At 32.6% G+C, this 22,621-nt stretch carries 24 protein-coding genes; 19 read left to right on the top strand and 5 right to left on the bottom strand.

Features of this window, described 5'->3' with window-relative positions; genetic code table 11:
• The first annotated feature begins 6 nt into the window (after positions 1-6).
• Entirely contained in the window at positions 7-477 is a 471-nt protein-coding gene (locus KDN24_RS13630) for a DinB family protein (RefSeq protein ID WP_409973722.1), read from the top strand.
• 202 nt (positions 478-679) lie between these two features.
• Positions 680-1,057: a DUF4440 domain-containing protein gene (locus tag KDN24_RS13625; protein WP_409973723.1), complete on the top strand. Its 378-nt coding sequence runs from the start codon at positions 680-682 to the stop codon at positions 1,055-1,057.
• Between the two features lie 117 nt (positions 1,058-1,174).
• Here the strand turns inward: KDN24_RS13625 and KDN24_RS13620 are convergent, their stop codons facing one another.
• The gene (locus tag KDN24_RS13620) at positions 1,175-1,615 is read right to left on the bottom strand and encodes a hypothetical protein (protein ID WP_409973724.1); all 441 of its coding nucleotides are present in this window, start codon (positions 1,613-1,615) and stop codon (positions 1,175-1,177) included.
• A 331-nt stretch (positions 1,616-1,946) separates the two neighbouring features.
• Here KDN24_RS13620 and KDN24_RS13615 point away from each other — a divergent pair, with 331 nt between their 5' ends.
• The 14 genes from KDN24_RS13615 to KDN24_RS13550 all read left to right on the top strand — a co-directional run bounded on the left by KDN24_RS13615 (position 1,947) and on the right by KDN24_RS13550 (position 17,121).
• On the top strand, positions 1,947-3,761 hold the full coding sequence (locus KDN24_RS13615) for a MutS family DNA mismatch repair protein (RefSeq protein WP_409973725.1): 1,815 nt from the start codon (positions 1,947-1,949) through the stop codon (positions 3,759-3,761).
• Between the two features lie 108 nt (positions 3,762-3,869).
• Entirely contained in the window at positions 3,870-5,096 is a 1,227-nt protein-coding gene (locus tag KDN24_RS13610; protein ID WP_409973726.1) for an aminotransferase class I/II-fold pyridoxal phosphate-dependent enzyme, read from the top strand.
• An 18-nt stretch (positions 5,097-5,114) separates the two neighbouring features.
• Positions 5,115-6,434 carry a hypothetical protein gene (locus KDN24_RS13605; RefSeq protein WP_409973727.1) on the top strand — a complete coding sequence of 440 codons (1,320 nt, stop codon included), beginning with the start codon at positions 5,115-5,117 and terminating at the stop codon, positions 6,432-6,434.
• Between the two features lie 144 nt (positions 6,435-6,578).
• Positions 6,579-8,906 carry a B12-binding domain-containing radical SAM protein gene (locus KDN24_RS13600; RefSeq protein ID WP_409973728.1) on the top strand — a complete coding sequence of 776 codons (2,328 nt, stop codon included), beginning with the start codon at positions 6,579-6,581 and terminating at the stop codon, positions 8,904-8,906.
• The gene (locus KDN24_RS13595) at positions 8,888-9,625 is read left to right on the top strand and encodes a hypothetical protein (RefSeq protein WP_409973729.1); all 738 of its coding nucleotides are present in this window, start codon (positions 8,888-8,890) and stop codon (positions 9,623-9,625) included. The genes KDN24_RS13600 and KDN24_RS13595 overlap by 19 nt, the downstream gene beginning before the upstream one ends.
• A gap of 192 nt (positions 9,626-9,817) precedes the next feature.
• Positions 9,818-10,819 (top strand): type III PLP-dependent enzyme domain-containing protein, encoded by a 1,002-nt coding sequence (locus KDN24_RS13590; protein ID WP_491348043.1) that lies wholly within the window; start codon positions 9,818-9,820, stop codon positions 10,817-10,819.
• A gap of 299 nt (positions 10,820-11,118) precedes the next feature.
• Positions 11,119-11,937, top strand: coding sequence for an RIP metalloprotease RseP (rseP, locus tag KDN24_RS13585; protein WP_409973730.1), 819 nt, complete (start codon positions 11,119-11,121; stop codon positions 11,935-11,937).
• 548 nt (positions 11,938-12,485) lie between these two features.
• Positions 12,486-12,875, top strand: a complete 390-nt coding sequence (locus KDN24_RS13580) for an iron chaperone (RefSeq protein WP_409973731.1) — start codon at positions 12,486-12,488, stop codon at positions 12,873-12,875.
• 40 nt (positions 12,876-12,915) lie between these two features.
• Positions 12,916-13,548, top strand: a complete 633-nt coding sequence (locus KDN24_RS13575) for a hypothetical protein (protein ID WP_491348042.1) — start codon at positions 12,916-12,918, stop codon at positions 13,546-13,548.
• A 257-nt stretch (positions 13,549-13,805) separates the two neighbouring features.
• Complete coding sequence (locus tag KDN24_RS13570) at positions 13,806-14,489, top strand: AlkZ-related protein (RefSeq protein WP_409973733.1); 684 nt, start codon at positions 13,806-13,808, stop codon at positions 14,487-14,489.
• 262 nt (positions 14,490-14,751) lie between these two features.
• Positions 14,752-15,330 (top strand): ribonuclease FAU-1 family protein, encoded by a 579-nt coding sequence (locus KDN24_RS13565; protein ID WP_409973734.1) that lies wholly within the window; start codon positions 14,752-14,754, stop codon positions 15,328-15,330.
• A gap of 103 nt (positions 15,331-15,433) precedes the next feature.
• Positions 15,434-16,195 carry a GNAT family N-acetyltransferase gene (locus KDN24_RS13560; protein ID WP_409973901.1) on the top strand — a complete coding sequence of 254 codons (762 nt, stop codon included), beginning with the start codon at positions 15,434-15,436 and terminating at the stop codon, positions 16,193-16,195.
• A gap of 39 nt (positions 16,196-16,234) precedes the next feature.
• Complete coding sequence (locus KDN24_RS13555) at positions 16,235-16,765, top strand: DUF5412 family protein (RefSeq protein ID WP_409973735.1); 531 nt, start codon at positions 16,235-16,237, stop codon at positions 16,763-16,765.
• Positions 16,766-16,875: 110 nt separating this feature from the next.
• Entirely contained in the window at positions 16,876-17,121 is a 246-nt protein-coding gene (locus KDN24_RS13550; RefSeq protein WP_409973736.1) for a hypothetical protein, read from the top strand.
• Positions 17,122-17,272: 151 nt separating this feature from the next.
• Here KDN24_RS13550 and KDN24_RS13545 read toward each other — a convergent pair whose 3' ends face one another.
• The 3 genes from KDN24_RS13545 to KDN24_RS13535 are packed head-to-tail and all read right to left on the bottom strand — an operon-like array spanning position 17,273 to position 18,337.
• Positions 17,273-17,656: a DUF5360 family protein gene (locus KDN24_RS13545; protein ID WP_409973902.1), complete on the bottom strand. Its 384-nt coding sequence runs from the start codon at positions 17,654-17,656 to the stop codon at positions 17,273-17,275.
• Between the two features lie 23 nt (positions 17,657-17,679).
• Positions 17,680-17,772 (bottom strand): SMR family transporter, encoded by a 93-nt coding sequence (locus KDN24_RS13540; protein ID WP_409973737.1) that lies wholly within the window; start codon positions 17,770-17,772, stop codon positions 17,680-17,682.
• Between the two features lie 4 nt (positions 17,773-17,776).
• Positions 17,777-18,337, bottom strand: coding sequence for a TetR/AcrR family transcriptional regulator (locus tag KDN24_RS13535; RefSeq protein WP_409973738.1), 561 nt, complete (start codon positions 18,335-18,337; stop codon positions 17,777-17,779).
• Between the two features lie 272 nt (positions 18,338-18,609).
• Between KDN24_RS13535 and KDN24_RS13530 the strand changes: the two genes are divergently transcribed.
• Positions 18,610-19,143, top strand: a complete 534-nt coding sequence (locus tag KDN24_RS13530) for a shikimate kinase (protein ID WP_409973739.1) — start codon at positions 18,610-18,612, stop codon at positions 19,141-19,143.
• Positions 19,144-19,452: 309 nt separating this feature from the next.
• Complete coding sequence (locus tag KDN24_RS13525) at positions 19,453-20,067, top strand: netrin-like domain-containing protein (protein WP_409973740.1); 615 nt, start codon at positions 19,453-19,455, stop codon at positions 20,065-20,067.
• A 156-nt stretch (positions 20,068-20,223) separates the two neighbouring features.
• On the opposite strand, the gene KDN24_RS13520 is transcribed toward KDN24_RS13525, so the two are convergent.
• Positions 20,224-21,480: a CPBP family intramembrane glutamic endopeptidase gene (locus KDN24_RS13520; protein WP_409973741.1), complete on the bottom strand. Its 1,257-nt coding sequence runs from the start codon at positions 21,478-21,480 to the stop codon at positions 20,224-20,226.
• A gap of 684 nt (positions 21,481-22,164) precedes the next feature.
• On the opposite strand from KDN24_RS13520, the gene KDN24_RS13515 reads away from it, so the two are divergent.
• Positions 22,165-22,449: a hypothetical protein gene (locus KDN24_RS13515; RefSeq protein WP_409973742.1), complete on the top strand. Its 285-nt coding sequence runs from the start codon at positions 22,165-22,167 to the stop codon at positions 22,447-22,449.
• Positions 22,450-22,621: the final 172 nt, after the last annotated feature.

Genomic DNA, 22,621 nt, shown 5'->3' with positions numbered 1-22,621 from the left:
GATAATGTGCTTAATTTCTTTGAATATAATTGGCAAATTCGAGACGAATGGTTTAGCTGGTGTCATCAACTTTCAGCGGAAGAGTTAAATAAAGATCGTACTGGTGGAGTTGGAAGTATAGTATATACGTTATTCCATATTGTTGATGTGGAATATAGCTGGCTTCGTAGTATTCAAGGTAAAGAAGATGTTATTGTTAAGTTTGCTGATTATAACACTGTACAGAAGGTTAAGGCTCTTTCAGATACATATCAAAAAGAGAACGCTAACTTTCTTAAGCTAGCTGAATTTAATGACGAGCTTGTAAGTGTACATTGGGAAGTTGAAAAATATAGTCGAAATGAAATCATCCACCATGTAATCGCTCATGAAATACACCATATTGGTCAACTTTCTATTTGGGCAAGAGAACTAGAGTTAGCCCCAATACAAGCTAATTTTATTGGAAGAAAATTAACACCTGTCCATTATTATTGAGATAATGCCTGGCATTACTGGAAAACGGTAATGCTTTTTTGTAAAACAAACGGGGATGGAGAATGATGAAGCGAAATTTGCAATTAATCAAAGTAGAAAGGAGTGTAAGCAATGATTACGATCGGCTCAATGACAAATAGTAAGGTGAATTTATTGCTTATTTGCTTGAGAATGAAGCTACTAAATAAACTGGGGGATGAAGATGGATACGATACAAAAAGTTTTGAATTCTTATTTTGAGACGTGGAATGAATGCTTTATTAGCAAAGATGGTGATGGAATTAGGAATTATATGTCAAAGCAATTTGTCGGTTATTGGGCACATTCAACCATTGAAAAAATTGATCCATATTACTATGATTATGATCTTGATAGTGTCTTAAAACAAATGGATAATGCGAAAAAAAGTTTTGATGCTGTTTCTATTACTCTACGAAAAAATGGAGAAGAATGTTTAGTACTAGGTAGAGAAACGAATTTAATCGATGGGAATCCATATAGGGCACAATGTATGTTTGTATGGAGAAAAGAAGAAAATGAGTGGAAACTTTTAAGGGAGTATATTGAACTAGAGAGATAATTTCTTATTAAACAAACATGTCCAAATAAATGGGTCATAAAGATGTAAGAGTTTTGGAAAAAATAACACCTGCTTTGTCAAGTTCAAGGACAAAACAGGCTTTTTTAATGTACACTATTATTTTAGAGTAAAAGTAACCTTCTTCTCTTTTGATAGATCTTTTGCTTCTTGGTCTCTCATTGGTCCGATTTCAACTTCAAATGGTTTTGTTCTCCAAATTTTCCCAGAATGCTCTTTATCTAAAAGATAAACTGAGTTTGGTATAAATTCAGTGAATAGATAACCTTCCAAATTAACGGTAGCTTCCCCCAATACCTCACTCTTACCAATTTCGCTTTTTTCTTCAAACATTTTTTTCTCGCCCATATCATCTACTGTTGCCTTATCCTGATAGAAACCTTTATTTCCTTCCACTTTTTTCTTATCAGTTTCATTAAGGCTAAGCATGAACTTTCCTTCTTTGCCAAATCTAGAAGAAAAATCATCTTTTTTAGATTGAGGTGCTGGAATTTCAACTGAAGCAGTTAATACATTAAGGATTTCATTAAAAGAATACATAATTAGGAACATTTCACATAATTGTCATATTATCCCTATTTTGTTGTGTTTGTTTTATGTTATCATTTTTCTGACTAATGTTAAAAGTGGGATTATTTTAAAATGCAAGTATTATCATTTTGTTTATTTGCGTATGAAATGTTACGCAAATAATTTACAGCAGAAATTTGTGTAGAAACACTTGCCTCTAGTGTCATATAAAAAAACTGCAGTTAATAATAGAGAATATTTTGGTATATAGGATCAGCTATGTCAGGCACTGAAACATTTATCATTGGCTTATGTAAGATATTATTTTTTACAACTAATTCTTGAGAGGAAGAGATATCTTTTGAATAGATATAATGCGGAACATGAATATCAAATACGTGAAAAGGAATACTTCGCACAATTTAAAAAAGCAAGTCTGAAGTGCAATATCTTAAGTAATTTGCGACTAGTTGCAGCTTTAGGCATTATTTTTGGTGTAATATTTTTTTACTTTGAGTATCGTATTTTCGGAAGTTTGTTTTCAATATTCACATTAGTTGCATTTATCATTTTCATTATTCAACATGAAAAAATGAGAAAACAAAAAGAACTAGCTTTTTCCCTTGCAAGCATTAACCGGCAGTCGATTGACAGAATTAATGGGAAATGGGTTGAGTTTACTGATAAAGGAGAGGAATACATTGATCAAAAGCATCAGTATAGTGTTGATTTAGATATTTTTGGACAGGCTTCGGTATTTCAGTGGATTAATAATACCTTTACATTCCTGGGAAGAAAGTTCTTAAGAAATTCTTTGATCGAGCCAGAGAAGGATATTTTAAAAATAAGGGAAAGACAGGCTGCCATTAACGAACTTGCAGGTAAACTTGATTGGAGACAAGGTTTTCTGGCAGAAGGCAGTTCCATTAAAAATGGAATGAACAATCCTGAGTCGTTATTTAAATGGACAGAAAATGAAAACCATGTGTTCAGAAATCCATGGTTGATATGGGGTATACGCTTCATTTCGTTAGCAACAGTGGTATCGCTCTTCTTACCATTTCTAATTGATAAGGGTTATCTTATTATAACAGTGATATTTTTACTTACTCAGTTAATTTTATTTATTATTGGAATACGATTCTATTTGAATATCAATAAGGTGATAGACTTGCATAATGATGCAATTCTCACTTACCAAAAATTATTGACAAAAATTGAAAGAGAGAGTTTCGAATCCGAGTATCTATCTGAGCTTAAGTCAAGTCTAATTGACTCAAATGGTAATTATGCTTCTAAACAAATTAATGAATTATCCTTTATTGTTGATATGATGAGTTTCAAATATAGTCCACTGATTTATTTTTTATTAAATGTGATTTTCTTATTAGATTACCACTGTATGATTGCACTGGAAAAGTGGAAGAAGAAATCAGGCTATAGCGTACGAACTTGGCTCACAGTAATAGGTAAGTTAGAGGAAATATCTAGTTTATCGACAATACGGTACGATAATCCTAATTGGTGCAATCCACAGTTAACAAATTTAAAGCAATATTTTTCTGCAAAAAATATGGGACATCCACTTTTGTTTTCAAATGCCCGTGTCAGTAATGATCTAAACATAAAAGGTAGTGGCAATGTTTTGTTAATTACAGGGTCCAATATGTCTGGAAAAAGTACTTTATTAAGGACTGTTGGCTTAAATTTGATTTTGGCATATACAGGGGCCCCCGTTTGTGCAAGCGATTTTAAGTGCTCCATAATGGACATTTATACATCTATGAGAGTAAGTGATAATTTAGAAAAAAAGATTTCATCCTTCTATGCTGAACTATTAAGAATAAAAATCATTATTCAAGCAGCACGTAGGAGCAACTCCATATTGTTCTTATTAGACGAAATTTTTAAAGGGACAAACTCTAAAGACCGACATATTGGGGCAACGGCGGTGATAAAAAAACTTAGTAAAATGAGTGCGGTGGGACTTGTCTCGACACACGATCTTGAATTAGGTGAGTTAGAGTTTGATAAGGATATAGATGTGAATAATTACCATTTTTCAGAGAGTTATTTAAATAACCAGATAATATTTGATTATAAATTGAACCCTGGAGTGTCTAAAACTACTAATGCTATTTACTTAATTAAGATGATTGGTATTGATGAATTTTAGTAGTGGGAACCAATATGCTAAGATAGAAAACTGGCAATTTGCTATGAATCTTGAAAAAAGTTTCTTGGTAATATTCTAATAATTTATTTTTTGAAAGGAGTAATATTTATGAAGAATTCAATTATTGACAGTTCCACTCACACAAGAGCCAGATTAAGGATGATGTATCATTGGTTATCATCCACTGGCAATGTTAAATTGCTGCCGAGAAAAACAACTGGACTACCCAAAGATTCCGTGAAAGCTTCACTTGGTACGGAAGAAAATTATGATCAGCTGATTCATTTAGGTTCTTACAATTACTCAGGTCTGAATGGTCATCCCGATATAATTCTAGAAGCAGAGAAAGCTTTAAATACATATGGGACATCTACCAGCGGAGTTCGATTACTCAATGGCACATTAAACATACATTGCCTGTTTGAAAAAAAACTTGCTTCTTTTCTCGGAACTGAAGATGCTGTAACTTTCAGTAGTGGATTGGTTGCTAATATTGCAGCCATAACAGCATTATGCAATGAGGAGGACATCATTTTTTCGGACGAATTGAATCATCAGTCGATTGTGGACGGGATTAAACTGGCACAGGCAAAGATGATAAAATTTATGCATTCCAATATGGAGCAATTGGAAAGTCTGTTGAAGAAGGAGCCCATCTATAAAAGAAAATTCATTATCACTGATGGGGTCTTCAGCATGGACGGCGATATCTGTTATCTAGATCAAATTATGTCATTAGCTGAAAAATACAATGCTATTGTGATTGTAGATGATGCACACTCCATTGCTGCAATTGGGAAATGTGGAAGAGGGACAGCCTCACATTTTAAATTATCTAAAATGCCTGATGTTATTACAGGAAGTTTAAGTAAGGGTCTTCCAGGTTTAGGTGGTTATATAGCTGGCTCAAAAGAACTGATGAATTTATTCCGATATGGATCCAATCCTTATATTTTTTCGGCATCTCTGCCTGCATCCATTGTGGCAGGTCTTTTGAAAGCGGTTGAAATTCTTGAGAATTCACCTGGTATTATGGAAAAGTTGCATAGAAATGAGCATTTGCTTCGTGAAGGCTTGAGAAAAATTGGTTTAAATACAATGAGATCAAATTCTCCCATCATACCAGTATTGATTGGCGACCGTTCTTTGACCTTTCAATTTGCAGAATTACTTCATAAAGAAGGTATTTATGTAAATCCAATCATTTTCCCAGCAGTTCCTCTGGCTAAAGCTCGGTTGCGGATAAATGCTTCTTCTGCATTAAGTGAAGAGCAAATTCAATTTTCATTGGAAAAATTCGAAAAAGTTGCAAGCGTTTTAAATATATGCAAGTAGCATTGAGGGAGGAAACCAATGAACAATATGATAACAAGATATAAGAAATTTAGGGATGGCCTGGATTGTCTAGGATCATATTTCTTGGATGACGATATTGCACTTAATTTTTTTGATATGCAGACTACCGATTTTCAAAAATGGCAAAAGGATATTGCTCAGATATTGAAAATGGCCAGAAGAATGTCCATTGCCAATTTAGGAGAACGAAAAGACATTCCACATTCACACCAAGAAATTTTTAAGTTATATAAGGAATCGCTTAGTTTACCTGTTATTGCAAGACCCGATATGATTATTGTGAACGGTCAACCTAAGATCATTGAACTAAATTATGACTCCTCCGCAATCGAAGGATTTTATGAAATAGACTATTTACAGACACTAATATTGCAAATGCAGGAAAAAAAACATGCAGACAATAAGTTAATGGATGGGAAAAATGGTTTTGTGGATTTTGTAAAAGAAATTTTTGAAAAATATGTACCAGTTAGTGCTGTATCTAAAAAAATGGCAATTATGATATATGCTGATATGAATCGATATGATAAAGACATTGCGCAGGAAACAGCAAACTGGATTAATCAAAATTCTGACATTCAATGCTTTATACGGCTTCATGAAACCCTTTGGGACAATAACGGTGTTGTTACTGATGGAAAAAATGAGTTTCAGCTTTTGTACATGTATTCCACATTGAAAGACACGCCAAGTAAAACCAAACATCTCGAGGAACTTTTGATAAATATACGCAATTCAAAAACTATCGTTCTTTCTGATATTAAAGATATTATAGTCGATTGTAAAGTTGCCCTAGCATATTTATATGAAGTAGCAAATTCGGCTAATTCCGTTTTTTCAGATGTTGAAAAAAAATTAATCTATGAATATGTACCTTGGACTTTTGTTATAAGGGAAGACAAAAAAGTTATATTCAAAAATAAGGCCTATGATCTTATTGAATTGTTAACTTTGCAACAGGAACAGTTTGTTTTGAAAAAAAGCAATTCGTTTTATGCAAAGGATGTTATTCCTGGCTTTGGGACAAGTAAACGTGACTGGATTAATTATCTAGAACATATTGTAAGTTCTAACACTGAAATGTGGGTGGCACAGCAATTTATTAATTCTGACTATTATGACTTCCAATATTACAACCCAGTACAAAATGATTTATATAAATTAGCTAGGCGTTTCGTCGTTAGTCCGTATTTTTTCGACTCTAATATTATTAATTTTCTAATACGAGTAGAAAAAGATACTGGATCACCGCTTTTAGGCAGATTGACTGATGGAAATATGGGTGTTGCGTTTGTAAATATTAATCGGTCATATTGAAATTAGTAATTACTTTAAGTTAGAAGCTTATCTAAGCATATTAGTAATACGCCAAGTAAAAAAAATAAAGATACTGGAAATTATGTTTTTGCTTAAGAGAAAGTTCCCTTAAGTTCTTAACATTAATAGATCAGGAGGTAGAACATGGAGTGTTTAATATTAAACTCGTTTGAATATTTTCCCACGCAACCACCTATAAATACACCTTTTATAACAGCATTCCTGAAAAAAAATGGGATTAAATGTACACAGTTAGATCTGAATATTGAAGTATGGGATTATTTATTGAGTCCTAGTCTGATTAAGGAGCTTACTTATAATTCCGAGTACGCAAAATACTGTGAAAAGGTACATGTACCCAATATGAATTACGAAGAATTCACTGATAAAAAAAAATATTTATTGAGTTCTATCGATACTATCAAAAGTTATTATCAAGACAAGAAGATATTTTACGATACCTACGCATTGGCATGGGCGAATGAACGTATTAGAGAATTTCAATATCTTTTCTATTATTCTAATGGAATTCTTCTGGACAATCTATATACCACTTATTCTTTCTATGATGAACTACATTTTTCATTCAGTGGGATGAATAATTTTTCGTGCGATAATCAGAAGAATCCTTTTATTGGGATTTTTGAAGATATACTTTCTGCTAAATTGAAAGATTCTGTACCACCGGTAATTTTGATTGAAGCATTGTATGCAGTGCAGTTTCCACATTTGGCTACTTTAACTAAAGTGCTAAAAAAACTATATCCAAATAGCCATATTTGTTTTTCTGGATTTGGATTTGACCAATTGGTTTTTGCCCGGATCAAGCATAGTTTAAAAAGCAATCCCCTTGCATTCTTAGGTTTTGACAGTATTTTCATGGTTAGAAATGACCATGCCCTCTTGACATTAGTAAATAATATATTAAGTGGTATTGAAATTAACACTATCCCAAGTCTAGCTGTAAATTGCAAATCAACGGACAATATTATAAACGAAAAACCATTATTTGAACAATATACAAAACAGAAGGTTGTTCCAGATTATGAGGACATAGAATTTAATCGTTATTTTTCTCCACACCGAGTTATCATTGAGAGATATTCTAATAGATGTTATTGGTATCAGTGTGCTTATTGCTCAATCAATGCGTTTAAAGGTCGTAATGTATCTCTCACAAAAGATGAATTTTTACAAAGAATAAATACTTATTATGAAAAATATGAAGTTAAGCATCTATTCTTATTGGATGAAGCAGCTACTCCTGAGCAGGCTAGTGAAATTGCAGAATGTTTCGGAAAAAGTACTTATGATTTTACTTGGTCACTTCGTACGCGCATTGACAAGGGGTTGGATAGGAAAACTCTGCAGTTCATGTACGACACTGGATGCCGAGAATTGTGGATGGGTTTGGAAAGCCCAAGTCCAGCAGTATTGACATTAATGAATAAAACTAAAGATCCTGTGGACTATATTAATCAATTAAGAAGAATTATTCAAATGGCATCAGAAATAGGTATTGGTCTTCATTTTTGTCTATTATTCGGCTTCCCAGGAGAAACTCTAGAGGATCATGCAATTACGCTGAATTTCTTTAAAGATGAATATGAATCATTAAAAAGAATTCCGTGTTTTATTTCCTTCAATGTATTTCTACTAACTCCGTTTTCGAAAGTTTGGAAGAAACCGGAATTGTATAATATTAAGATAAATGATGCTTCTGAGGATAGGTGTTGTATGGAGGATATTGAATTTTCGGTAAATTATCAAACCGATTCGGAAAGAAAAAAATATTTTGAAAGCATTAACGATACTATCCTAGAAATATCAAAAATCTTGTCACCGAATAAGAAATACTTAAATCTTTGGAATGCTATTACCGATAGTTGTCTGGAGCTTTTATTCAAAGAACATTTTCAAACATACAATCCTTTTATTGATTATGAATTTGATAATGAAAAAGAAAAAATTGCTGAACCGTATAAGCAATTCAATATTACATTTGTGGATAACGAATACGTTGTAAATCATTGGCCAGAAATTGAAATGGCATTTCAGACCGCTTTTGAAAATTGTGAGTTTACAGATTGTTTTACAGTTTCACGTCCGGCTGAACACTCCTTGTTGGGGGCTACTGGAAAATTCGGACGGGTCTATGATCATATTTTAGCAAAATCTGAGGATGGTAAAATATTGGGTGGTCTTTTCTGTATACCGAAGAACAGAAAACAAGGAGAATTCATTTGTGATTTGGGTTGGTTTTTTACCTCCCCTCACATCTCCCCCATAAATCGGATAAAGATTGGTGACAAAATTATGGAGCTTGTACATGAATGTCTGAAAGGTATGGGCTTTACACATGTGATTACCGAAATGGGAACCCAAGGTGGTGCGGAATATATGGCTAGAAGATTTAATTATGTACATGAACCTGTGGAAGGGAAAACAAATAGATGGATGAAAATGCTATAAAATGGATTCTAGTCCTATTAATTTTAATGTTTTTATCATTACTTTCTGTTTATTTTTTCTTGAGTTTTAGGAGAAGCGGACGCTCAATTAATATGCTCTTGGAAGTATCTAATGAAATTCCAGTTCATAATCCAGAATATATTTTAAAGGTTGTTGAAAATCAGAAGGAGTTAAGAAAAATTGTAGAAATGGACAGTGAATCTTATCAGGATCTCACTATGGGGTTTGAAAAATATCTGGCATTATGGAAGAGATATCCTAAAGGCATCAATATACTAATCTATCAAAATGAAATTATCGGTATCTTTAGTATATGGCCAGTAAAAGGAAGGATATTTAAAAAACTTGTAGAGGGTAGTATTGCTGAAGAGGAAGTGTGTTTAAGTGACATCCCCAACATCAAGAATCAGGGACGTTGTTCAACATGGTATGTTTCAAATATTCAAATTATAAACTCCTATCGTCATAGTGGTATTGTATACGATCTATTCAGCAGAACGATAAAAAAATGGTTTGCATCAAATAAGGTGGTTTTACCGCTGAAAATCTGTTCTATGGCTTATTCTGATCCGGGGGAACACCTATTGAAAAAAGCAGGATTTGTTAAGGTTAGGGACAAGGGAGCAAGTAAATCCATGATGTCAACCTATCAATTGATTTTGAGGACAAAGGAGGATGCTGTAAAATTTGTTAATGATTTCACTTCATCGAGAATCTAAAAAATAAAAAAATTACTCAGTTCATTCTATTTTTAATAGAGGAAAGGTGAGGTTTATGTCAATAAAATTTGAATCTGTACCAACACCAAGCTATGTTTTTGATGAAGATGCTTTTAGAAGAAATCTGGAGATTATTGATAAAATAAAAAAAAAATTGAAGGTGAAATAATTATTTCTCTCAAAGGTTTTGCCATGTGGGGAGTTTTTCATATCTTACGAGAATACGGATTTAAAGCAGCAGCTAGTTCATTAAACGAAGCAACATTGATTGTGGAACAACTGAGTTCAAATGCTTTTACTTATATACCTGCCTATTCAACAGAAGAATTCGATGAAGTTCTAAGCTTGAGCAGTCATATTTCTTTCAATAGCCTCGCGCAGTTGAATAAATTTCTTCCTAGAATAAGAGAAAACGCTCCTCACGTTCAAGTAGCGATTCGAATTAATCCTGAAAGCTCACCTCTTCAATATGATATTTATAATCCTTGTATACAAGGGTCGAGATTTGGGGTCACAATTGGTCATCTAAATGGAATTAACGTTGAGGGGATTGATGGTTTGCATTTTCACTCACTTTGTGAATCAATGTCCTATGATTTAGAAAAAGTTTTGGAATTAATTCAGAATAAATTTGCTGGTGTATTCAAAAATATAAAGTGGATTAATATAGGAGGTGGTCATTTATTGACCTCCCCTGAGTATGATGTTGACCACCTAGTGAAAGTTATAACTAGGTTTAAGAAGAAAACGGGGTTAGATATTATCATGGAACCATGCACTGCTTTTGTATGGAACACGGGTTATTTGGTAACACGTATACTGGATATTGTGTCCACAGATAATATTAATACCGCGATTCTTGATATTTCTTTTTCCGCACATTTGCTTGACTTTCATTTAATGAATATAAAACCGTCTGTTTTAGGAGCAACTGAGCCTCAAAAGGGCAAACCAACATATCGTCTTGGAGGAAACAGCTGTTTATCAGGTGATTATATAGGTGAGTGGTCATTTGACGATTTTCTGAAAGTTGGAGATGTGGTAGTATTCAAAAATATCGCACACTATACGATGGTTAAGGACAACATGTTCAATGGTGTTACCCAGCCATCGATTGGTATATGGAATAATAAGGAGGGATATAGGCTTGTAAGAAAATTCGGATATAAAGATTATAAAAATAGATTATCTTAAATGTAAATCTAAAAAACTTCGGACTATGGTGCAAAAATCCTTGAAACTATTCAGCTTTCTAAATTAGAACCTAGCTCTGTCTCGAATTTACTTTAAACACTGTGTACAAACAAATGGATGTACATTAGGTACATAATGCATATAAATTATTACAAATCATTTGGAAAGATATCAAGATTTAAAAGTAATTGAAATCGAAAATGCCGACCCAAATCACCAACTAATTATTCAAGGTTATGAAGAGAATAGTGAAGAAATTCGAACTTTCTCAGTGTATGAGAAAGCAATGTATGTAGAAGATGGACAAAACTTTCAAAATTGCTCCTTTTGATCGTCAGTTCGGTTCTAAATCACTTGGAAAACGTACAATAACAATTTTGGCTGGACCGTTAATGAACTTTATTCTAGCGGCTGTTTTACTGATTTGTATTGGAATGATTCTAGGAATACCTGTTAATAAAGCTGAGGCTGGGAAACTGATATCAAATGGTGCTGCATATGAAGCAGGTTTGAGACAAGGAGACAAAATTGTTTCAATTGAAAAACAATCTGTAAGTACTTGGGAAGATGTTGTTGGAATCGTTAAAAAAAATCCTGAACGGGAGCTTTCACTGGAAATTATGCGTGATGGTAAGAAGAAAAGGGTAACTGTAATACCAGACTTGCAAAAAACAGCAGCTGGAGATATTGGGAAAATTGGTGTATCTCAACCTACCGAAAAAGCCATATTAGGTGCAGTATCATCAGGTTTTACACAAACATATCAATTTACAAAGCAAATATTAGTTGGAGTTGGCCAATTGATTACTGGAAAATTATCAATTGACAGTTTGGCTGGTCCAGTTGGAATTTATACAGTAACAGATGAAGTAGCGAAGTCAGGAATATTGTCTTTAATGAATTGGGCAGCTATATTAAGTATCAACTTAGGTATTATGAACTTGCTTCCACTTCCTGCATTAGATGGTGGAAGATTATTTTTCTTTGCAGTTGAAGCATTAAGAGGAAAGCCATTTGATCAACAAAGAGAAAGCATCATTCATTTTATAGGGCTTCCACTATTAATGCTACTAATGTTAGTTGTTACTTGGAACGATATTAAGATATTCTATCTATAAGATAGTAAACTTTAAAAGAACAATAACAATAAAAGTTGCGATTGTTCTTTTTTAATTGTCTAGCTCAAGCATGATGTTATCAACGTTAAATAATATACCTGTAGCAAAGAATTGAAAGAAAGGAATCTCTAAAAGCATAGAATTAAGAAAGGTTCGTATACCGAAAAGTACAACTAGTGTTTGTGATAAGATATTAAGAGGAATCTAAATGAAATTATAGTTGATTTTATAGGGCTGCCCAAAGCACTGGAAAATGATTTTGTTGGCAGCCTTAATATTAAAATTTTACCATTTATAATAATAAGAACAAGTAAAACAATACTGAAAAAAAACAAATGGGGTAATGGAATACCCTACAATCATTATTATCTTTGGTTTCACGTTATGGAAGACGAAATAAACCATTGCGGTCAAATTAGATTAATGAAGCGGATATTATTAAAAGAAAGATAAGCTTTATTTATGGTTCTGAATAAGTAATAATGATTTTGATTATTAAATTTACTGCTCAATAAAGGAGAAATTTACATTTATTTATAGGAGATATTATGAAAGAAGATAAAATTACGTTTAATACTGTCGATGATTATATTGCACAATTTCCAGCTGATATTCAGAAAATTTTAGAATCCTTAAGAAAAGTTATAAAAGAGACTGCCCCAGATGCAAAAGAAAAGATTAGTTATCAAATGCCAAGCTTTTATTTGCATGGAAATTTAGTCTATTTTGCCGCTTATAAAAACCATATTGGATTTTATCCTACTTCCAGTGGAATTGCTGCTTTTAAACAGGAAATATCAAATTATAAAAATTCGAAAGGGGCAGTACAATTTCCATTAGACAAACCGCTTCCTTATGAATTAATAAGTAAAATTGTTGAATTTAGAGTAGCTGAGAATGTAAAGAAAGTTGAAGAAAAAGGGAAGAAGAAAAAATAGTTTCTGATATAATTAAGAAGTAAGCGAGGAGGTGAGTAGGATGGAAACAATGCTTAAGTTGATTTTGGACAAGCTTAATTCATTGGATCAAAAGGTTGATAGAATGGATCAAAGATTAACATCAGTCGAACGAGGAATCACAGCATTAGATGGAAGGTTAACATCAGTCGAACGAGGAATCACAGCATTAGATGGAAGGTTAACATCAGTCGAACGAGGAATCACAGCATTAGATGGAAGGTTAACATCAGTCGAACGAGGAATTACAGCGTTAGATGGAAGATTAACATCAGTCGAACAAGGAATCACAGCGTTAGATGGAAGGTTAACATCAGTCGAACGAGGAATCACAGCGTTAGATGGAAGATTAACATCAGTAGAGCAAGGAATTACAGTATTAGATGAAAGGTTAACAACTGTTGACGAGAGATTAACGGCCGAACTAAATAGACAAGGCGATTTAGTACACCAATTAATACAAACCGTTGCAGCTACAAATGTAAAAATAACTGAAACAAATGAACAATTAATTGCGGTCGAAACAAAAGTAGACGCTATTACAGAACAATTGAAAGAAATCAAAAATGGAATGGCAACAAAAAAGGATCTTGAATATTATGACCAAATGATCTCTGAGCACTCCAGACAAATTTACAAGTTGAAAAATCATTGATTTTCTCCATCAAGATTACTCCATTAAGAATTCAATTATTTAAGACAATTGATTGTTTTAACCTTTCTAGTATTTAAGAGAAAATCTCATTGTAACCTCTTATCCCTCGACAGAAAAATAAAATAAATTCCTATGACATGATCTAGTAAATGGTTTGAAATTTGTTGATATTCACTTTGTTTTTATGAAGGAAATGTAGAATGTTTATAGAAAACATAATAAGTTCTGTTACGTTTTCTATAAAGGAGTGATGAGATTTGAAAGAATATCATGTAAAAACATATGAAGATGCGGTTTTAGTTATTGAAGAAATTGGAATCCTTCCACTTGCTCCATTAATACCTGAGTTTCCTTCTCTAAATAGCATGACCTTACAAGAAAATTGGCATTCTGATACCGAATTTGATCCTTGGATTTGGCGTACAAAGTTTTCAGTTGATGGAATTGCCGGATATGGAAAGTTTATTAAGAAAAAATCAATATTGGTATCACGTTATCTTCTCCCATATGTAAAAAAAGTTTTAGGGCATGAAGGTTCCATGGAGGAACGATATTTTAATGGAAAAGTTTCAAAGGAAGCATTAAACTTATTCAGAATTATAAGGCAGGAGGAAGGAATAGACACTAGAGAACTAAGAACAAAAGCTGAACTAAGGGAAAAAGAAAAAAAGAAGTTGTTCGAAAATGCTTTATTAGAATTACAAGGGTCCATGGATATAGTGATTTCAGGAATTCATGAAAAAAAGAATATTGATGGGGAGAAGAACGGTTGGAGTAGTACCGCTTTTGAGACGTATGATTCTTGGGCAAGTAGAAATAAAATAGCAATTATTGATATGGACAAGGAAGAAGCTAGTACATATCTTATCAATCATTTTCAACGTATCTGTACTTCTGATTCGATGAAAAAACTTGAAAAAATTTTCAATTATAAAGGATAAAGTTAACTTATGATAAAAGAGCGTTTTTGTAATTTCAACAGAAACGCTCTTTTTGTATGTAAATAAATATCGTTGTCACCTTTTTTGTTTATTACAATGATGTGAAGGGTTTCATGGGTGATGAAGACAATAAACAAAAATACCTATTTAGAAAATTGCTAATATAGTAATATGAGGGAACCATCCTCCAAAAATATGGAATCAGACATATAATGACAATTACATGGTATAATTAGGTAAATCTCAAATTTGGAGGTTGTGAATGTTAAAAAGAAAACACGCAGATCGTTCAAGTTGGGGGCGTGTATTAAAAAGTAAGTATGCACAAACCTTCCTCGAAACAAATGAATTTATTGGATATATAACTTTAATAAAGGTAGATAAAGTAACAGAACCTTTAATTGTTCATTATGGGGAAAATAGAATAAGTATAGTTGATAATGGTTATATGTGGCTGCAACAGTTTCCCAAAAACACAAACCATTCGATGACTACAATGTTTAATCCGAATGGGGAAATTATACAATGGTATGTGGATATCTGTTTACGGAATGGAATAACTAATAATATTCCTTGGCTCGATGATTTATATTTAGATATTATTTTGCTGCCTTCAGGAGAAATATTTCTAAAAGATGTAGAAGAGCTTGACGAAGCTTTATTAAATGGAATCGTAAATGAGTCTCAATATACGTTAGCATGGGATGAAGCGAATAAAATTGTATCTTTAGTCAAAAGTAAAGATTTCAATTTAATCAACTTAGCAGATTTCCATAAAGAAATTTTAGTAGAGAAATTGAAAAATAATGAATCAATTATCGAAGATCCTACAAGATCATAGTGCTTTGATGAATGCTTTTTAGATCAGAAATGTTTTAGTATGATTGATCATTAATTAACATAAATAGAATGAATTGGAGGAAAACGGATTGACTACTATTCAAATGGTAGAGCTAAATCATAAAATCATGGAAGGAATGGGGAGTTATTGCCTGAGAAGTAAAAAGAAGTCGGAAGGATACATAAACAAAAATAAGTGGCTTAACGATAGATTTGAAGAGGGATTGAAATACATTCAATTAATTGAACATGACAGACAAGTGGGGTTTATTGAATATACAGAAGCTGAATATTCCTCAAGAGTAGTTCATGCTGACAATTACTTAGTCATTCATTGTCTATGGGTGAGTGAAAATGGAAAAGGATATGGGACAAAGCTTATTAACACTTGTTTGCAGGATGCAAAAGAGTTATCAAAGCAAGGGGTCGCAGTTGTAACAAATTCTGAAACTTCTTGGACACCAAGTAAGGATATTTTTCTGAAAAATAATTTTTCACTAGTTGATCAAGCACCTTATCACTTTGAATTACTCGCTTATCGATTTGATCAAAACAGTGTTTTACCCTACTTCCCTACTAACTGGAATGAGAGAGTAAAGAGATTTAATAACTTAACTATTTTACGTTCTTTCCAATGTCCATATGTAGAAATCGCTACCGAAAATATAATTGAAGGCGCAAATAAACTAGGTATTGAAGCGAATATTATTGATTTGAAAAATAGAGAAGAATTGATGAAATTATCTCCAACTCCTTATGGTATTTATTCAGTTATTTATAAAGGCAAACTTATTACATTTCACAGATTAACTGTTCATACTGTGATAAAAAAGTTAAAGGAACTGAATTTATGTAGTAATTCTTAGATATTCGAAATGAACTTTAGTAGGGGGACATTATAAAAAGTGACTGCTCATAAATGGTCTTTTTATCTTACATTGTTTTGCTTATGCGTTTCTTTTTATTCATTGATTAGTCATTTGAGCAATTCTTGGATCATAGCACCGCCAAATTACATTCTTTTTCTGTTAAGTTTAATAGCATTAATCTTCGGAATAAAGGATTTTAATAATAAAGCGAAATGGTGGATTACACTAAGAAGTTGGTTCACGGTAATTTTGTCTTTATTATTATGTATAGTATTATTTTTAGCCTTTACCTTATCGTTGCTTTTATCTGTCATGGGGGCGAAAGAATATTATAAAACAACTCATTCCCCTAATAATAAATACTCGATTGATTTTTATCGTTGGGATGCCGGAGCTGCTGGTACATTTGGCGTAATAGGAGAATTAAACGGCCCGTTATGGTTTAAAAAACGAATTTTTTATGAGCAAAGAATAGAGCAAGTTAAAATTAATTGGGAGAACAATCATACCGTTATGATTAATAACCATAAATTGAATTTAGACAAAGGAGATACATTCGGATATTAGTTAATGGCAAAAAAAACACATGAATAAATTGAAGAAGAATAAAGAATTGAATGAAATTTATACATGGAAGTCTATTGTGATTTTAGTATGCTCTAGGGAGCAGTGAAAAAATGAGTTTAATTGACCCGACGAGCCTTTCGGACTGGTTACGGCCACATTCAATTGCATGGTACAAACAACTTAGTAATTTTCACGGTAAATACAAATATACATGGAATTCCACCATCACAGATTGTAATGGAGAGCTGATTTTTGATAAAGAAGTAAATCAAATAATAACGAATAAAAAAGTATTAGATGTTGGGTGTGGACATGAATTTTCGCGGAAAACTCTTCAATTAATGGCTTACCTATAACATTTTCTCGTTATATCGTTCGGGCCACTGTTTAATAGAAGCTTATCTATTTTAGTAAATGGAGGATTTCGCTCAGGATAATAAAAAGGTGGCCCCCGGAAAATAAAATCCTTTACAAGCCACTGCAAAATTCATTGCTTTTAAGTATCCTTTAACGCATTTTTAGAAATCGTGGAATGAAAAACAAAGGATAAAGCATCAAGGCTAAATTTGGAATCCACCAAGTGAGATCAAACTCTAAGCGAATCGCCCAGTATGAGATCGCCATTAATCCTGAACAAAATGTAAGAACAAGTGAAGTAAATGCGATGGGTTTCCATTGCAAGTATCCCTTATTGTGTAAATAAATGGCACTCAAACCTGTAATTGAGATTGTCATATCAAGAGGAAAAAAAGACCAGTTCCAAGCAATTAAAATTGGATTTGTATAATCTGAATAGACGTATTCAACGGGAATTAATCCCATTGCTGTTGCACCGAAATACAAAATAAAAGAAAAATCTATAACGAGAAAAAACCATTTCAACACCCGCATTGGTGGCTCTTTATGAATGACTTTCATATTACACCTCCAGTTTTTCTTGATAGTTTAATTGAAACGGTTCCTGCAATTTCAAATAAAATAGCTACAGCTAAATAAAGCCAAGACATAGCTTTACCTCCTCTTATTTATCATTCCGTGCATGACGACGTCTACCATCGTTGCTACGACTTCTGGTAAGGGCTTTGCTGATTGAGTGAGAAAGTCAGGATCAAAAATGGCCCTAGATGCTCCACGCAATAGTTGAATAATGCTTGGAACATGAAGCGCGAGAAACTCCCCATTTTGAATACCAAGTTCAATAATTTGTTGGACGGTTTTCCACTCATCACGTAGAAGGTGATCAATTTTTACCCATTCATTAGGGGCGAAACGTTTCATTTGCTCTAATAACTTTGCATCTCCAAAGCGCAATCCACTTGGAACAATCAATAAGATAGCTGTCAACTTTTGTTCGCAGCTCAAATCTTTCTCTTGAAAAATCAATTGTTCACGTTGTTTTACTTCATCAATTGCTTCGTCAACTATTCTCTCGATGATATGTTGTTTCGAGTTAAAATGTTCGTAAAATGTTCTTTTACTTATTCCTTGTTTTGCAGCGATATCATTTATTGTAAATTTCAATCCTTTTTGGACAATTAATTCAAGTACTGTTTCTTGTAATCGTTTCTTCAAGAAGCAACCTCCTTACACAAGTTTTGGTACCGTTTTTATATTTTTGGTACCATTAATTGAATTCTATTGTTTGAATATGAGATTGTCAAGTCGAATGATGTACAAATGGTTTGAAACCTTTATGTTAGTAAAGTCCAATAAAGAAGGGTAATTTTTGTAAAGTGTAGAAGAAATAGTAGTGAGATGAAGAATTTTATAGCGGATAAATGAATCTGAAATTTTTGCAATTCAATAAAGATTTCAGTACGTACTTATGGAAGAAGGTGGTCGATTTGAAAAAGATGATTCCGAAAAGAATACATATTATTGGTTCTGTTGGTAGTGGAAAGACAACATTAGCAAAAGAATTATCAGTAAAGTTTAGTATGCCATTTTACGAACTTGATAATGTCGTTTGGAAAAGACATAAAGATGGAGATATAAGAAGAACAGTGGAAGAAAGAGAAAAGTATTTAAATGAAATTACTCATACTGAAACATGGATAATTGAGGGAGTTCATAATGAGGATTGGGTTGCTAATAGTTTTCGCGAGGCAGAATTGATTATTTTCTTAGATACGAATTATTCAATAAGAACATATCGAATAATAAAGCGGTTCCTTTTACAAAAACTAAGATTAGAAAAGTCAAATTACAACCCAACATTAGACATTTTTTTTAAGATGTTTAAATGGAATAGACATTTTGAAGATGTTGGGAAACCGAATTTTTTTAATAAGTTTGGGGTATATCGTGACAAGTTACTAGTAGTTACAAATAAAAAATGTATTGAGAATTACTTAAATCAAAGGGTCCGTTCACTATGATGATGCGGTATCAACTCTTACCGGAAAGAGGAAAAAATTGAGTATTTTACAATCTAAAAAAGCTAGACTAATAATTGTTTTGGTAATCGTAATCATCGGCATTCTATTTATGTTACAAAATAATGATGAAGAACAAATAGCAAGTAAAATTAAGGGTGAAGTTGTTTTCATCGGAAAACCGTCTAAGTAGATTTTTTTTCAGAAGTAACTGCTGAATTTTCCGTTTTTGTAATCTTTTGGAAAAAGTGAATTGACATTGTAACTTGTAATCTATTGCGATCGTCTAAAAGTAAAAAAGGGGACGATTATTTGCAAAAAATATTGGGGAATGATCAAAAATTTATTAGGTTCATTTTAGTTTTCGTCATATTTATCCCGCTCTTTAATTATTTACCTAATACTAGTTTTGCTTGCGATTGTGTAGAACCCTATCCTGTGAAAGATGAATTGAATCGTAGTTCAGCGGTTTTCTCAGGAAAAGTGGTGAAAATAGAAGATGAGAATAAGAATAAGTTATTCCAGTCTTCTGCAGACCCGATTGCTGTGCAATTTGAAGTGAAGGAAACTTGGAAGGGATTAAATCAAAAGCAAATTTTAGTTTACACAGAAAGAAGTTCGGCAAGCTGTGGTTATGAATTTGATTTAAACAATGAGTATTTAGTTTTTGCAATGGAAGTTGACGGACAATTAAAAGTGAGCCTTTGTTCAAGAACAAAGTTACTGTCCGCAGCAGCTTCAGATTTTCAAGAATTAGGGAAAGGAGAAAAGCCGATTAAGGATGGTTCCATTGAATTGAATGAGAATAATGGAGAAGCTAGTAATACATTTAAAACTTTAACAAGTAAAAATACAATTTATATAACTGTACTAATATTGGGTGGAATTCTGTTGGGCGTCTATGTATTTAGAAGAGTTAAGAAATAGATTTAGAAAAGCGTTATTTAAATTTACTTTCATCCTTTTCAGTCTATTTTTTGTTGTGTTATTAGGTAAATTTAGGGAAACCTTAATTATAAAGGTTTCCCGTTTTTTCTTATAGGCATTGGTTTGAAAACTTTCTCTCTTCTATTAAATTTAACATCATAGTACCTGATACTGATCAACAGTAGCTTCATGGGATTTTGTTTTTAACAACAGAACCAGCAATGGACTGAGGCTTAGGAAAAGAGCTACAATTGCCACCATTAAATCAACCCTCCATAAAAAGAGTATAGTGATAAAACTATTATTGAAATAGTGACAGAAAATAGCTGTCTTAAAGCCAAATTTTTTATAAACAATATAGTAAAATGGCCCGCCTATAATCATAAATTCAATCACCCGTAAATACCATGGGTATACATCATAGCCTAAGTGAAGAATCCCCCATAAAAACGATGTTAAGATAACTGAAATAATCACGCTAAAACGATCAAAAAATGGAATCATATATTGACGAAAAATCGCTTCCTCCGTAATCGCCGCACTTATACCGACAAATAGGGTGAATATTGGTAAAATCCATGGATTAACATTAATTAAAAGCCCATGATTCAGAACTGGAGAAATCCAACTTCCAAAGAAGCTGGCGATATAAAAGAAAAGATTTGTCAAAGCTAAACCGACAATTGTCAATAATAAGCCTTGAAATATTGAGTTTTTCGAATTTAAAAGTCTATTTTCAGTACTCTCAGAAGTTTTTTTCCAACGAATTAACAATGTCGCAAAGGTAAGATAAGTCATAACACCAGGCTCGAATGCTCCAAAACCAGAAATGGTTGCTCCCATTGAGCTTGTTAAGAAAAACCAACCAAAACCTGCAATTAGTGATAGCAGAAAAGGCCCGATAAAACCTTCAATTTGTTTTTTGATTAACCGTTTAATAAGTTGTACAGTTACAATAATAAAAAGCACGAAAAGAAACAGAAGTGAGAACAATGAAATGATTATTTGTCCAACTGATTCATCAGCATTTGTTAATGAAAATCCTTTAGCCACACCAAAATGTTGAAATTCGACAATCTTATTAGCATTCGTATAAATCTCAACAACCTTAGAAATGTCATTAAATGTAGTTGGTGCAGAAAAAACATATTTCAATTCCCAATCAACAAATATATTACTTTCTGAATCTTCTTTCGCTTGCAATGTATAGCCTTCACCAAAATATGTAAGAATGAAGTGATCCACGTCATATTGTTCGTTGTACGGCAGTGAAATTCCGGTTGCTTTTGTTATTTGTCCATTTTTTGGATCAATTTGATAAGATTGCTTACTTGTATCAACTTCAATCGTATAAATCGGCACCTCCTGTTGTAGTTTAGCTATTTTCTCCTCATCAAATTTATTTTTTTCCATATATCGACCAAGACTATTATTTGCCTTCGCATCACTAAATAAAACTTCGGCAGTAGAGAAAGGGGAAAGACCTAACTTTTCACTTTCGGTGTCTATATGATGATAAATATCTGTTTTTGTATAATCTGGTAATGGTTATTCAATTTCAGAAGGTCCTAAAAACATCATTAGAATGTATACGACCAATGAAAAAGCTGCGATAATACATAATCTCTGATTTCTTTTAAACATATATCCTCCTAAATTTTTTTGGAACTTTAGTGTTCTCTCTCAACTACAGTGTTTCTTTACTAGCTCCTTTCGTACTCCCCCTTAGTCTAGAGAATGAGGATTAAAACTAGTTAACCAGTTTCTTACGAGAACATTAACATATTCGTGTGATACATCTGATCCCGTCAAAAACAACCTTAATCGTGTATTTTTTATTTGACTCATTATACTGCGAATTAAGTAACTAAACATAATGTCTTATTTTATGCAATACTGGATTTAAGGATATAAATCTAGAAACTAAATTCCTATGTAAAGTGCTTAGTATTTTAGGTAATACCAATATCTGTTAATGTAAGCATATATACTTATCTTACAGTTCTGTGTAAATAAAAATATAAGGCAAAGATTTAATAGAATTTGGTAAAGTGTGTATGATTTATCTTAATTTTTTTAGAAATGGAGGTTTTTGATATGCAGTTACTATTTTGGCCATTTATGATAGTATCAGTTATACTCTCAATTTTATCGATTCGTTTAAGAAGACCCAAACTACTCATCATATCAGCAATATTAATATTGCCGATGTCAATGTATTTAGCAGCTACCCCTCGTTTCGAGTATTTTGGGTTTGTTTTTCCGTTATTTTATGTAGGGGCAGCACTGTCTTTGGTAAAGAAAAATCTTTGGTTATCCATTTTGTTTGTTATCCCCAATTTTTTTCTCATTTGTTGGCTAGGTGCAATGGTTTTTAATTAGCGAAGTTTTGTTGGCATACTGATGAGTTCAATCGGACCATATCGAATTTGAAAGGGACGATAAATTTATTCATATCAGTTAGAATTTGGGAAATACCACAATGAAATTTCAGAATAATAAATAAATATACCCGAAGTGAGGCCAACCAAAAGATCGGGAAACGGACCGGTCA

The sequence above is a fragment of the Cytobacillus sp. Bva_UNVM-123 genome, from assembly GCF_046351715.2.
GTDB lineage: Bacteria > Bacillota > Bacilli > Bacillales > Cytobacillaceae > Cytobacillus.
This window is presented reverse-complemented; position numbering and strand designations above follow the sequence as displayed.